Genomic DNA, 13299 nt, shown 5'->3' with positions numbered 1-13299 from the left:
ACGCGGCCGACCCCCGGAGGTGTCATGGCCTTCGACGAGCAGACGCCCGAGGACGAGCACGCGCGCAGACGCAGATGGAAGCGCATCCGCACCTCGGTGACGCTGCTGGTGCTGGTCGGCATCGTCGTCGGCGCGGCCTGGTTCAGCTGGCGAAATGTGGTCGGTGAGGACGACGAGGTGACGGCCGGGTCGTCGAGCCAGGCCTGCGCGCCTGGCGAACCGACGGCGGCTCCGGCACCGGCCGACATCCAGATCAACGTCTACAACTCCACCGACCGCAACGGGCTGGCGTCGGCGGTGGCCCGGCAGGTGCGCGAGCGCGGCTTCGTCGTCGTCGACGTCGACAACGACCCCCTCGACCGCGACATCACCGGTACCGCGGAGGTGCGGTCGGGGCCCGAACACCAGGCGGCCGCCGGGCTGGTGGCGTCCCTCGTCCCCGGTGCCACCTACGTCCCCGACGAACGCACCGAGCCGGTGATCGACCTGGTGCTGGGTGAGACGTTCGAGGCGCTCGCCGACCCGGCCGCACCAGCACCGACGTCGACCCTGCCCGCGTGCGAGCCGCAGGAGGCCAACGCCACACAGACCGCGGAGTAGCCGGGTCAGCCCGGCCCGGCCCGGCTGTCGTCAGGGCGGTCGTCCTCACGACCGTCTTCTCCGAACCATCCGGCCAGCCGGCCGCGCCGGCCGACCGCGCGCAGGCGCAGCTCGGTGGCCCGGCGCAGCTCTCGCGGCGCCACGATGAGGATCTCGTCGCCGTGCAGGAGCTTGGTTCGCAGGCTCGGCACGAGTGTGGTGTCGCCGCGGACGATCAGCGCCACGCCCACGCCGGGCGGGACCCGCAACTCGCCGACCTCGACGCCGTGCAGCTTCGAGCCGGGCGGGATCCGGACGTGGATGAGGTCGGCGTCGATGCGTTCCAGTGGGGCGGACTCCACCTCGGCATCGCGCGCCGTGAAGGCGGGCGACATGCCGAGCCGCCCGGCCACCCAGGGCAGCGTCGGTGCCTGGAGCAGGGTGAACACGACGCTGACGATGAACACCACCGCGAACAGCCAGTCGGCTCGTGCCACCCCTTCGGCCAGCGGCACCGTCGCGAACACCACCGGCACCGCGCCGCGCAGACCGGCCCACGACAGGAACAGCTTCTCGCGGACCGGCATGGAGAAGAACACGGTCGAGACCCACACCGAGATGGGCCGGGCGACGAACGTCAACGCGGCCCCGGCGACGATGGCGGCGAGGAACGCCTCGGGCATGCGCGACGGCGACGCCAACATGCCCAGCATCACGAACAGCCCGATCTGTGACAGCCACGCCAGCCCTTCGACGAACGACCGGGTGGCGGCGCGGTGCGGCAGCTGGGAGTTGCCCAGGACCAGCGCCGCGACGTACACCGCCGCGAACCCGCTGACCTGCGCGAACGCACCCACACCGTAGGCCAGCACGGTCAACGTCAGCACGACGAGCGGATACAGGCCGGACGCCGGCAACGCAGCGGAACGCAGGATCCTCGCACCCAGGCGGCCGACGAGGTAGCCGACGGCCGCGCCGCCGAGCAGCTGGTACACGACCATCAGCCCGACGACGACGAACCCGTGCTCGGCGCCGTTGTCGGCACTGAGCAGAGTGACCAGCACGATCGCGGGGGCGTCGTTGAGCCCGGACTCGGATTCCAGTGCCCCGGAGACCCGGCGTTTGAGCGGAAGCCGCCGCAGCGTGGAGAAGACGGCGGCCGCGTCGGTGGGCGCGAAGATGGCGCCCAGCAGGATCGCCGGCAACCAGTCCAAACCGAGCAGATAGTGCCCGATGACGGCGACGATCGCCGTGCTGACCACCACGCCGATGGTGGCGAGCGACAGTCCGATGCCGAACGCCGGGCGCACCTGCTCCCACCGCGTTGTCAGCCCGCCCTCGGCCAGGATCACCACCAAGGCGGCGTATCCGAAGGACTGCGCGAGCGCGGGGTCGGAGAACTCGATGCCCAGTCCGGATTCGCCCAGCGCCAGACCGATCAGCAGGTACAGCACCAGGCTCGGCAGCCCCAGCTTCAGGCTGACCCGGACGGCGGCGACGGCGGCGATGAGCACGAGGGCGCCGGCCAGCAGGAAGACGTTGAGCGAGTCGACCGTCACACCGCCACCCCCTCACGAGGACGGGCCCCGTCGCGCCTGAGCAGGTGTCGAGCCTAAGACGCTGCCAGCCACCCCGCGAGCCCGTTGGCATCGTCGAGCTCCTCCGGACGCGACGAGACCCCGACCAGCAGTGATGCGATCGGGGTCTCGCGGCGTGTTACCGGCGCGGTAGCGGTGGGATTTGAACCCACGGTGGAGTTGCCCCCACACACGCTTTCGAGGCGTGCTCCTTAGGCCGCTCGGACACGCTACCGCCGTCGAGGGTACCGGAGGCTCCCGCGCTGCGCGAAATCGTGGCGGCGCGTCACCGGTGAGCGGCGAAGAAGTCGCGGACGAGCGTGCCGCATTCGTCGGCGAGCACCCCCGCGATCACCTCGGGCCGGTGGTTCAGCCGGCGGTCGCGCACCAGGTCCCAGAGCGACCCGACGGCGCCGGCTTTGGGGTCGACGGCGCCGTATACCAGCCGCTCCACCCGGGCCAGGACCAGTGCGCCGGCACACATGGCGCACGGCTCCATCGTGACGACCAGGGTGGCGCCTTCCAGCCGCCAGCCGCCGGCCCTCGCCGCGGCCGCGCGCAGGGCCAGCACCTCGGCATGCGCGGTGGGGTCGGCGTCGGCTTCCCGCCGGTTGTGGCCGCGGCCGAGCACGTCGCCGTCGGCGGACACGACGAGCGCGCCGATGGGGACGTCGCCGGCGGGCAGGGCCAGGGCCGCCTCGGTCAGTGCCTCGCGCATGAGCGGGACGTAGGCGGCGCCGGCCGGGCCTACCCCGGCTGGACTCGCGGACATGCGTCGACCCTAGCGATCCGGGGCCGGGTTCCGGCGCGGACGGACCGTTCTCAGCGCCCCCACAGGAACCACCGGCGATGCTTTGACCAGAACGTCCACCCATGCCAGACTAAGAAGAACGAGCGTTCGCTTTACGGGAGTCCCCATGACGGTGATGTCGTCTCTCGCCATGATCGATCACGGCCTGACCGCGGACGTCGCGGTGGCCGGCTATGTCGACCAAGCAGCCGAGCTGCTCGAACTCCGGCCGGGCGTCAGTGAGATCCTCAAGCTCAACGAGCGCGAGATCGGCGTACAGCTGCCGCTTCGCCGCGACGACGGGAGTCTCACCGTCGTCCAGGGCTACCGGGTCCAGCACCAGGGCGTCCGCGGCCCGTTCAAGGGTGGGCTGCGCTACCACCCGAAGACCGACCTCCACCAGTCCCGCGCGTTCGCCTCCATCATGACCTGGAAGGCCGCCCTGCTGGACCTGCCGTTCGGCGGCGCTCACGGTGGACTGCAGATCGACCCGTCGGATTTCTCCACCGCCGAGGTCGAGGCACTCACCCGTCAGTTCGCGCTCGCCGTCAGTCACGTGATCGGACCCGACCACGACATCCCGGCGCCCGACCTCAACACCGACGCACGGATCATGGCCTGGTTCCTCGACGCCTACAGCACCCGGCACGGCTACGCACCGGCTGCCGTCACCGGCAAACCGGTGGGGCTCGGAGGCATCCCCGGCCGCGATGCCGCCACCGGCCGTGGCCTCGTCCAGGTGCTCGATGCCGCGGCTCGCCGCTGGGGCCTCGACCTGTCCTCACAGCGGGTGGCGATCCAGGGCTTCGGCGACGTCGGCTCGTGGGTCGCGCGGGAGCTCGACGCCCGTGGGGCGCGGGTGATCGCCGCCAGCGACGCCGGCGGCGCGGTGCTCAACGAGCGTGGCCTGGCCGTGCCCGCCTTGGCGCGGGCCACCGCTGCCGGGTACTCGGTGGCCGATGCCGGGGTGACGTACGAACGCATCGCCCCGGCGGAGTTGCTGACCCTCGACTGCGACATCCTCGTGCCGGCCGCGACCACCGAGGCTCTCACCGTCTTCAACGCCGACCAGGTACGTGCCAGCGTCGTCGTCGAGGGCGCCACCCACCCGGTCACACCGCACGCCGACCGCATCCTCGCCGACCGCGGCATCCGGGTGGTGCCGGACCTCGTCGCGGGCGGCGGTGGTCTCGTCGGCTCCTACGTCGAGTGGGCGCAGAACCTGCACCGCTTCCCCTGGGACGAGCAGCGCTTCGCCGCCGAACTGCGGGGCCGGCTGGAACGTGCGTTCGTCGACGTCGCCGAGTTCAGCGAACAGCACGGGTGCAGCTACCGCCAGGCGGCGTACGCCATCGCCGTCGAGCGGGTGGTCGACGCGTTGCGGCTGCGCGGCCGGATATAGGGCCCGCTCACGGCAGGACGTCGTCGAACTGCGGGCCGAATCCGGCCCGGGCGGCGATCTGCATGAGCATCTCGTCCGGGTAGAAGTCGAGGTCGTCGCAGATGGCCGCCAATGACATCGGGTCCACGCCGAGGTCGGCGAAGATGGTGAGGTCGCCGGCGGGCTGGACACGGTCGTCGTCGTCCGGCCGCGGCAGGCCGAGCCGCTCGACCACCTCGCGCGCCATCGGCCAGTCGGTGGCCGCGGTGACGTCGGAGAGCAGCAGCCTGACGTCGGGGCCGATCAGTCGCACGGCGTAAAAGAAGTCCTCGTCGACGGAGACGAAGGCCAGCGCGCCGGATTCCCCTGGACGCTGCCGCAACAATTCGATGATCTTGTTCAGGTCGTGGCCGAGCTGTCGAGGTGCGGACTCGACCTGCCACAGCCCTTCCTCGCGGTACGCAATGACCACGAAGTCGACGACGCCCTCAGCGTCGGACATGGCCATCCCTCACAGCGGCCGGCTAAGGGGCGTGTCCACGACACCCCTTAGATGCTCTGCCTCAAGCGCTGACGACCGGCGACGGACGGGCTGCGCCACACGGTGGACCGGGCGAGGAGGGCTCGGGCCTCGGCGAGCTCGCGGAGGAACACAGCCCGCTGCCGCAGCCGGGCGACGTCGGTGACGAGCTCGGCGTCATGACAGGCAGGATCGTCTACACCCGAGCCGGCCGGCTCGGCAAAGGCGCCCTCGGGCATCTGGCCTCCGTTTCGCATGGAGCGATCCCTGCACACTCAGCGGACGCTAGCATCAGCAAGGGCGGCAGGTCGAGAGCATGACCGTATTCATATAAGTTCCTGGCATGCGTCTGCTGGCGGTCGACCACCCACTCGTCGCGCACAAGCTCACCGTGCTGCGCAATGCTCGCACCGACTCCCCGACCTTCCGCCGGCTGGCGGACGAACTGGTCACCCTGCTCGCGTACGAGGCGACCCGGGACGCCCGCGTGGCAGAGGTGCACATCGAGACCCCGGTCACCGCGACCGTCGGCGTCAAGCTCAGCTCACCCAAGCCGCTGATCGTGCCGATCCTGCGCGCCGGTCTCGGCATGCTCGACGGCATGGCCCGGCTGCTGCCCACCGCGGAGGTCGGCTTCCTCGGCATGATCCGCGACGAGGACACCCTGCAGGCCACCACGTATGCGACGCGCCTGCCCGACGACCTCACCGGGCGGCAGTGTTACGTCCTCGACCCGATGCTCGCGACGGGCGGCACACTGGCGGCCGCGGTGCGCTTCCTGGTGGAGCGGGGCGCCGACGACATCACCGCGGTCTGCCTGCTGGCAGCCCCGGAGGGCGTGGAGTACCTGGAACGCGAGACCAGCCAGCTCGGTGTCCCGGTGACGGTCGTGACGGCGGCGGTGGACGAACGGCTGAACGAGAAGGGCTACATCGTGCCCGGCCTCGGCGACGCCGGCGACCGCCTGTACGGCGTGGTGGACTGAGCGGGGACGGCGTCAGAGCGACTTCAGGGCGCCGACGAGGGCCGTCAAGGATGCCTTGGCGTCGCCGAACAGCAGCGTCGTCTTCTGGTCGAACAGCAGCTCGTTCTCGATGCCGGCGAACCCGGGCCGCATGGACCGTTTGAGGAAGACGACGGCGCCCGCGTGGTCGGCGTCGAGGATGGGCATGCCGTAGATGGGTGACCCCGGCGACGAGCGGGCCGCCGGGTTGACGACGTCGTTGGCACCGACGACGAGCGCGACGTCGGCGGTGCGCAGCTGGCCGTTGGCGGTGTCCATCTCGAGCAGTTGCTCGTAGGGGACGTTGGCCTCGGCGAGGAGGACGTTCATGTGACCCGGCATGCGGCCGGCCACCGGGTGGATGGCGTAGCCGACCTCGACGCCGCGCTTCTCGAGCAGGTCGACCAGTTCGCGGATGGTGTGCTGTGCCTGCGCGACGGCCAGCCCGTATCCGGGCACGACGATGACCCTGCGGGCGTAGGCGAGCATGATGGCGACGTCGTCGGGGCCGGCCGAGCGGACCGGACGGTCCGACGCTTCGCCACCGCCGGCGGTCGAGCCGCCCTTGAACGCCCCGAACAGAATGGACGACACCGACCGGCCCATGGCCTGGGCCATGAGCCGCGTCAGGATCGACCCGCTGGCCCCGACGAGGGTGCCGCCGACCAGCAGCAGCGCGTTGCCCAGGACATAGCCGCCGGCTGCGACGGCCATGCCGGTGAACGCGTTGAGGAGCGAGATCACGATCGGGACGTCGGCGCCGCCCACGGGAAGCACCAGCAGGACACCCACGACGAGGGCGACGGCGCCCAGCAGCGCGCCCAGCCACACTCCGTCGCCGCCGTCGGCATACAGCAGGATCCCCAGGACGAGCGTGACCGCGAGCGAGACGGCGAACAGCGCCGGGCCGGCCGGTGGCGTCACGGGGCGGGTCGTGATGAGCTCCTGCAGTTTGAGGAACGTCACCACCGAGCCGCTGAACGCCACGCCACCCACCGCCACCGTGGCCACGGACGCGGCCAACGGGAAGACCGTAGGGGCGCTGGCGAGCTCGAGGTACGCCACCAGTCCCGCGGCGCCGCCTCCGACGCCATTGAACAGGGCCACCAGCTGGGGAATGGCCGTCATGGCCACACGGCGCGACATGGGCACCGCGACGACGCAACCGAGCGCGATCGCGCCCAGGATCAACGCCAGGTTGTCGAGGTCGTAGACGATGAACGTCACGACGACCGCGACCAGCGCGGCACCAGCACCCACGAGATTGCCGGCGCGGGCGGACTTGGGCGAGGACAGGCCCTTGAGCGCGAGCACGAAGCACGCTGCCGCCCCCAGGTAGACGACCTGAGCCCAGACGGGTATCACTCGCCGCCTCCCGCGCCGACGCTGTCGGCAGCCGGCGCCTTCTTCACCCTGAACATCTCGAGCATCCGGTCGGTCACGACGAAGCCGCCGACCAGGTTCAGGGTGGCGAGGAGCACGGCGATCAGGCCGATCGCCAGCTCGGCGTTCCCATCGGCCTGCCCGGCGACGATGATCCCGCCCACCAGGATGATCCCGTGGATCGCGTTCGCCCCGGACATCAGGGGCGTGTGCAGCGTCGACGAGACCTTCGACACCACCTCGTAGCCGGTGAACGCAGCCAGCACGAAGATCGTCAACAGCGCGATCGACGGATCCATCAGCTCCCCTCTCCCAGCGCGTCCCTGACGTTGGCGAGCCTGACGGCCCCGTCGTGGGTGACGCAGGCGCCGTCGACGATCTCGTCGTCGAAGTCGGGGGTGACCTTGCCGTCGGCCGTCATGAGCAGGACCACGTTCACCACATTCGCTGCGTACAACCGGCTGGCGTGCACCGGCAGCTGGCTGGGTACGTTGCGCCCGCCCCACAGCAGCGCGCCGCCGACGGTGAGCTCCGAGCCCGCGACGCTGCCTTCGACGTTGCCGCCGGATTCGGCCGCGAGGTCGACGACGACACTGCCGGGCTTCATCGCCTCGACCGCGGGCCGTTGCACCAGCAGGGGCGCGGTCCGGCCCGGCACCGCGGCCGTGGTGATGACGACGTCGGACGCCGAGACGTGCGGCGCCAGCAGGTCGCGCTGCAGCTGCGCGCGCTCCTCGGTCATTTCGCGCGCGTACCCGCCGGCGCCCTCCAGGCTCGGCAGGTCGAGCTCGACGAACTTGGCGCCGAGGCTGCGGATCTCGTCGGCGGAGGCGGCGCGGACGTCGTAGGCCTGCACCCGGGCACCCAACCGGCGCGCGGTGGCGATGGCCTGCAGGCCGGCCACACCGGCGCCGAGCACCAGCACCTCGGCCGGCGGGACGGTGCCCGCGGCGGTCATGGACAGCGGGAAGAACCGCGGCAGTTTCTCCGCCGCCACCAGCACGGCCCGGTACCCGGCGACCAGTGCCTGCGAGGTGAGCGCGTCCATCGACTGCGCTCGGGAGATGCGCGGCACCAGCTCCAGCGACAACGCCGTCACACCGGCGTCGCGGGCGGCCCGCACGACGTCCAGCTCCTGGGTGACCGGCAGGAACGACACCGTGATGGCGCCGGTGCGCAGGGCCGCGATGCGGGCCGGGGCGAGCGGCTGAACGGAGACCACGACGTCCGCACCGGCAAGGGCCGCGTCGCCACTGACGACGGCGGCGCCCGCAGCTTCGTACGCGGAGTCGGGGTGCAACGAGCCGATACCGGCCCCGGATTCGACCACGACGTCGAGGCCCGCGGTGGTCAGCCGGCCCACCAGCTCAGGGACCAGCGCCACCCGGCGCTCGTGTTCCCGGACCTCGGCTGCGACGACGACCTTCATTGACCGCAGACGTTACCCCGCCGGACCCGCGGATCAACAGGGTTTGCCGCCCCCACCGGACAGCGGATCGTCCCGTAGGGGTGGATCCCTCCACTCGGAGGACCGGATTCGGCCTGAGAGGGGGACAATGGAGTAGAGGCTTCGAGAAAGGACCGACCATGGGCAAGAACACCGGAGTGATCCTCGGAGGAGCGGCGGCGGTGATCCTCGCGCTCTGGCTGCTGCCCTTCTGGCTGTTCGTGGTGCTGTTGATCGGCATTCCGGTCGCCGGCTACCTGATGCTCGACCCGTCGCAGCGCCGCAAGCTGCGCAACCGCCGTAACCGCCAGATCGGCCCCTGACACCCCGGGAAATGATCACGTGGCGTTGGGGTGCTCCCGCTTCACCAGGAATGCTTGCCTGGTGAAGCGGGAGTACGCAGTCACCTGCGTCCTCGGCCGCGCAGCGTGACTCGGCCGACCCGACGTGATCATTCAGGGGCGGCCCGGCGCAGGCGCACCGTCACGATCTGGAACGGGCGCATCCGCAGCGACACCGCACCGCCTTCCGTGCCGACGACGGCGTCCGGCTCGACCGGGCGCTCCAGCAGGTCGGTCTCGTCGGCCGACTCCACCGCGAACCCGGCGGTCAGCGTCGCCGTCGCCCGCCCGCCGCGCGCCTCGTAGAGCCGCACGACGACGTCGCCGGAGCGGTCGTCCGCCAGCTTCACCGCCGACACGACGACCCCGTCGCCGTCCACCCGCACCAACGGCTCGACCGCGCTGCCGGCACCCGGCACCGTCCGCGCCGGCAGGTTGATCGCATACCCCTCGCGCACCGCGTCGCCGATCGACGCGCCCGGCACCAACGCGTAGCGCAGCGTGTGTATGCCCTGGTCGGTCTCCGGGTCCGGGTAGCGCGGGGCCCGCAGCAGCGAGAGCCGCACCGTCGTCGTCGTGCCCCCGTCATCGGCGGCCGCGCGCCGCACGTCGTGGCCGTAAGTGGAGTCGTTGACCAGGGCGACGCCGTAGCCGGGCTCCTCCAGGTGCACGAACCGGTGCGCGCAGACCTCGAACTTGGCCGCGTCCCACGAGGTGTTCTCGTGGGTGGCGCGATAGTGGTGCCCGAACTGCGTCTCGTACGCGGCCCGTTGGGTCTGCACATCGAGCCCGAAGGCGGCCTTGAGGAACTTCTCCGTCTCGTGCCAGTCGACCTCGGTGGTGATGTCGACGCGGCGGGCGCCCGGTTCGAGCGTGATGGTCTGGACGACGTGCGAGTCGCCGAACGTGCGCGCGACCCGGACGGTGCCGCCGTCGGCGCTGAGCTCGTCCACGGACACCAGATCGACGACGGTGTTGCGGTAGAACTGGTCGACGTCCCAGGCATCCCACTCGTTCGGGAGATCGGGATGCAGCTGCAGCAGGTTGCCGGGCCCGGACAGTACCTCGCGGCCGGCCACCTGGTCGAGCACCGACGTGATCAGGCCGCGTCCGTCGACCACCACCCGTAGGACGCCGTTGTCCAGCACGTAGCCGCCGTCCTGCGCGATGGCCTCGACCGGTGCCGCGTCGGCGTCCACCCGCGTTGGGGCGGCGCCGAACGCCGGTATGTCGCGACGCGCGTGCGGGGCGGCGTTGAACACGACGGGCGCCTCGCCGTCGCCGGCGAGCACGCGCTGCGCACGCTCGATGATCGCCGACAGCTCGGCCTCGATGCGCTGGTACTGCTCGCGCGCCTCGCGGTGCACCCAGGCGATGGACGAGCCGGGCAGGATGTCGTGGAACTGGTTGAGCAGTACCTGCTTCCAGATACGGTCCAGCTCGTCGTACGGGTACTCGGCCAGGCCGGCCACCGCCGCGGCCGCCGACCACAGCTCGGCCTCGTGCAACAGGTGCTCGCTGCGCCGGTTGCCCTGCTTGGTCTTCGCCTGCGACGTGTACGTGGCGCGGTGGATCTCCAGGTAGAGCTCACCGGACCACACCGGTGCGTTGGCGTACTCGGCCTCGGCGGCGGCGAAGAAGGCCGCCGGGCTCTCGATGGTGACCCGCGGCGAACCCTCGAGGTCCGCCGTCCGCCGCGCCTGGGCGATCATCTCGCGGGTCGGACCTCCGCCACCGTCGCCCCAGCCGAACGGCACCATCGAACGGGTGGCGTCGGCCTTGTCGCGGAAGTTGCGCACCGCGTGCGCCAGGTCGCGGGCCGACAGGTCGGAGTTGTAGGTGTCGACCGGCGGGAAGTGCGTGAACACACGGGTGCCGTCGAGGCCTTCCCACCAGAACGAGTGGTGCGGGAACACGTTCTGCTTGTTCCAGGAGATCTTCTGGGTGAGGAACCAGCGCGAGCCGGACAGCTTCACCAGCTGCGGCAGCGCCGGCGAGTACCCGAAGGAGTCCGGCAGCCAGACCTCCTGGGTGTCGATCCCGAACCGGTCCAGGAAGTACCGCTTGCCGTACACCAGCTGCCGCGCCATCGCCTCCGACCCGGGCATGTTGGTGTCGGATTCGACCCACATGCCGCCGACGGGGATGAACCGGCCGCCCTTGACGTGATCGGCGACCCGTTCGAAGACCTCCGGACGGTGCTCCTCGATCCAGGCGTACTGCTGCGCCGACGACATCGCATAGACGAGGTCTGGATACTCGTCGAGCAGGCTCACCACGTTCGACGTCGTCCGCGCCACCTTGCGGACGGTTTCGCGCACCGGCCACAGCCATGCGGAGTCGATGTGCGCGTGCCCGACGGCGGAGATCAGGTGGGCGCTGGCGTTGGCGGGTTTGGTCAGGACGCCGGTGAGTTCGGCCCGGGCGGCGGCCGCCGAACCGGCGAGGTCCTGTAGGTCCAGCGCGTCGAGGGACCGCTCGACGGCGCGCAGGATCTGCCAGCGTCGCGGCTCGCCCTCGGGCAGCTCGGCCATCAGGCCGCCGACCGCTTCGAGGTCCTGCCACAGCTCCCAGACATCCACCTCGAGGATGCTGATGTCGGCCCGGTTGATCCGGTAGAGCGGCTGGCTGCCGGCGGTGTGCTTCTCGCCGAGCAGCGTGACGGCGAAGGGGGTGTCGCCCTCCAGGCGAGGGTTCGCCGCAGCCTCGATGTAGAGGTCGATGCGCTCGCCACCGGAGGCCGGGTGGGCGACCGGCAACCACAGGTTGCGCGGGTTGAGGCCCTTGACCACCGTCCCGTCCGGCCGGTATGCCAGCCCTTCGGCCTGGAAGCCGGCGAACCGGTTCTCCCACCCCAGGTCGATGAACAGCTCGACCCGGCGGCCGGCGGCCTCGGCCGGCACCTCACCGGTGACGTGGAACCACGACGTGCCCCACGGAGGCCCCCACCGCTCGCCGACCTCGATCGGCTGGTACCGCCCCTCGGCGACGGCGGGACCGCCGGGCAGCGCCTCGGCCGGCGGCACCGGCTCGCCCTGTCCGCCGTCGACATGCCACGCCCGCAGCGTGAGCGGGGCGACGGGTCGATGGACGGCCGGCTTCAGGCGCTGGTTCAGGACTCTTTTCAGGCGCTTCTCGACGAGCGCTCGAGTGTCATGCATGGCTGAATGGCTCCAGAGGGACGCTGGTACCCGGAATGGGCCGGTCAACAGTCAGGGATCTACCGTACGCCGTGGTGGGATCGTTCCCTCACCGGCCGGGAGCGTGTGCCGGGCGCGCCGTCCCGAGGTCGGCGCCGTCGAGTTTCCGCCTGAATTTTCAGACCAATGGTCTGTTAATTCCTCGAAGCCGCCGCTACATTTCCAGTCATGACGACCGACAGGTGGCGCGGCCGCCCCGGCTGAACCAGACCACTGGTTCGACCTGGTGGCTCGTCGCACTAAGCCGGAAAGGACCGGACGGATGCCCTCACCCACCGCCACCCTCGACCAGCCCTACGCCCTCGACGACGAAGCTGTCTCCGCGTTCGACCGGGACGGCTACGTCCGCCTTCCGGGCGCCCTCGATCCCGCGTCGCTCCGCGAACTCGAGCCGGAGATCACCGCGAGGGTCCTCGAACTCAACACGGTGCACGCACCGATGGCCGAAAGGACCACCACCCAGAAGGCGTTCCTGCAGGTCGGGAACCTCTGGCGACACAGCGACGCGGCTCGCAGCCTGGTGTACTCGACCCGGCTCGCCGGCATCGCCGCCCGCCTGCTGGGCGTGCCGAGCGTACGGCTCTATGCCGACCAAGCCCTGTACAAGGAGCCCGGCGGCGGCATCACCCCCTGGCACGCCGACCAGTACTACTGGCCGTTCGCGAGCGACCGGATCTGCACGGTCTGGATCCCGCTGCAGGACACGCCGTCCGAGATGGGCCCGCTGGCGTTCGCCGCTGGAAGCCACCGGTTCGAGTTCGGCCGCGACCTGCCGATCAGCGACGAGTCCGAGGCCGCCCTCCAAGAGGCGCTGCACGAGGCGCGCTTCCCCGTCGACGCCAGCCCCTATGCACTCGGCGACGTCAGCTTCCACCTGGGCTGGACCTTCCACCGCGCCGAACAGAACGTGTCAACCGAGCCGCGGCGGGTGATGACCGTCATCTACATGGATGCCGCCATGCGGATCGCGCCGCTGGTCCGGCCGCAGCAGCAGCGAGAACTCGACCTGCTCATGCCGGGCGCTCAGGTCGGCGACATCCCCGAGACACCGCTGAACCCGATGCTCTACGCCGGCTGA

Annotated in this window: 13 protein-coding genes and 1 tRNA gene; 5 read left to right on the top strand and 9 right to left on the bottom strand. The window is 70.8% G+C overall.

The genetic code is table 11. From position 1 onward, the window contains the following. Positions 1-24: 24 nt before the first annotated feature. Entirely contained in the window at positions 25-600 is a 576-nt protein-coding gene (locus JIAGA_RS26725) for a LytR C-terminal domain-containing protein (RefSeq protein WP_051425527.1), read from the top strand. A 5-nt stretch (positions 601-605) separates the two neighbouring features. Here the strand turns inward: JIAGA_RS26725 and JIAGA_RS26720 are convergent, their stop codons facing one another. The 3 genes from JIAGA_RS26720 to tadA form a co-directional block, all read right to left on the bottom strand. After that, positions 606-2138 carry a potassium/proton antiporter gene (locus JIAGA_RS26720; RefSeq protein WP_051425526.1) on the bottom strand — a complete coding sequence of 511 codons (1533 nt, stop codon included), beginning with the start codon at positions 2136-2138 and terminating at the stop codon, positions 606-608. 166 nt (positions 2139-2304) lie between these two features. After that, positions 2305-2391 (bottom strand) — tRNA-Ser (locus JIAGA_RS0101050). A 51-nt stretch (positions 2392-2442) separates the two neighbouring features. Next, a complete protein-coding gene (gene tadA / locus JIAGA_RS0101045) occupies positions 2443-2874 on the bottom strand; it encodes a tRNA adenosine(34) deaminase TadA (protein ID WP_026874243.1) in 432 nt (143 codons plus the stop codon). Between the two features lie 199 nt (positions 2875-3073). Here tadA and JIAGA_RS0101040 point away from each other — a divergent pair, with 199 nt between their 5' ends. Then, the gene (locus JIAGA_RS0101040; RefSeq protein WP_211239458.1) at positions 3074-4348 is read left to right on the top strand and encodes a Glu/Leu/Phe/Val family dehydrogenase; all 1275 of its coding nucleotides are present in this window, start codon (positions 3074-3076) and stop codon (positions 4346-4348) included. A 7-nt stretch (positions 4349-4355) separates the two neighbouring features. On the opposite strand, the gene JIAGA_RS0101035 is transcribed toward JIAGA_RS0101040, so the two are convergent. Next, positions 4356-4829 carry a tRNA adenosine deaminase-associated protein gene (locus tag JIAGA_RS0101035; protein WP_157552493.1) on the bottom strand — a complete coding sequence of 158 codons (474 nt, stop codon included), beginning with the start codon at positions 4827-4829 and terminating at the stop codon, positions 4356-4358. Between the two features lie 47 nt (positions 4830-4876). Beyond that, entirely contained in the window at positions 4877-5104 is a 228-nt protein-coding gene (locus JIAGA_RS0101030; protein WP_157552490.1) for a hypothetical protein, read from the bottom strand. A gap of 86 nt (positions 5105-5190) precedes the next feature. Between JIAGA_RS0101030 and upp the strand changes: the two genes are divergently transcribed. Then, positions 5191-5832: a uracil phosphoribosyltransferase gene (upp, locus tag JIAGA_RS0101025; RefSeq protein WP_026874239.1), complete on the top strand. Its 642-nt coding sequence runs from the start codon at positions 5191-5193 to the stop codon at positions 5830-5832. A 12-nt stretch (positions 5833-5844) separates the two neighbouring features. On the opposite strand, the gene JIAGA_RS0101020 is transcribed toward upp, so the two are convergent. Genes JIAGA_RS0101020 through JIAGA_RS0101010 form a run of 3 tightly spaced genes read right to left on the bottom strand, consistent with a single transcriptional unit; the run spans position 5845 to position 8662 of the window. Beyond that, positions 5845-7215, bottom strand: coding sequence for an NAD(P)(+) transhydrogenase (Re/Si-specific) subunit beta (locus tag JIAGA_RS0101020; protein ID WP_026874238.1), 1371 nt, complete (start codon positions 7213-7215; stop codon positions 5845-5847). After that, on the bottom strand, positions 7212-7532 hold the full coding sequence (locus JIAGA_RS26715; RefSeq protein WP_035811934.1) for an NAD(P) transhydrogenase subunit alpha part 2: 321 nt from the start codon (positions 7530-7532) through the stop codon (positions 7212-7214). The genes JIAGA_RS0101020 and JIAGA_RS26715 overlap by 4 nt, the downstream gene beginning before the upstream one ends. Next, positions 7532-8662, bottom strand: a complete 1131-nt coding sequence (locus JIAGA_RS0101010; protein WP_026874237.1) for an NAD(P) transhydrogenase subunit alpha — start codon at positions 8660-8662, stop codon at positions 7532-7534. Before JIAGA_RS0101010 ends, JIAGA_RS26715 begins: the two co-directional genes overlap by 1 nt. 158 nt (positions 8663-8820) lie before the next feature. Between JIAGA_RS0101010 and JIAGA_RS0101005 the strand changes: the two genes are divergently transcribed. After that, positions 8821-9003, top strand: coding sequence for a hypothetical protein (locus JIAGA_RS0101005; protein WP_026874236.1), 183 nt, complete (start codon positions 8821-8823; stop codon positions 9001-9003). A gap of 128 nt (positions 9004-9131) precedes the next feature. On the opposite strand, the gene JIAGA_RS0101000 is transcribed toward JIAGA_RS0101005, so the two are convergent. Next, a complete protein-coding gene (locus tag JIAGA_RS0101000; protein WP_026874235.1) occupies positions 9132-12182 on the bottom strand; it encodes an alpha-mannosidase in 3051 nt (1016 codons plus the stop codon). Between the two features lie 301 nt (positions 12183-12483). On the opposite strand from JIAGA_RS0101000, the gene JIAGA_RS0100995 reads away from it, so the two are divergent. Continuing rightward, a complete protein-coding gene (locus JIAGA_RS0100995) occupies positions 12484-13299 on the top strand; it encodes a phytanoyl-CoA dioxygenase family protein (RefSeq protein WP_026874234.1) in 816 nt (271 codons plus the stop codon).

This window comes from Jiangella gansuensis DSM 44835, assembly GCF_000515395.1.
In the GTDB taxonomy this organism is placed as follows: domain Bacteria; phylum Actinomycetota; class Actinomycetes; order Jiangellales; family Jiangellaceae; genus Jiangella; species Jiangella gansuensis.
The sequence above is the reverse complement of the archived record's forward strand: the minus strand, read 5'-3'. Positions and strand labels throughout refer to the sequence as shown.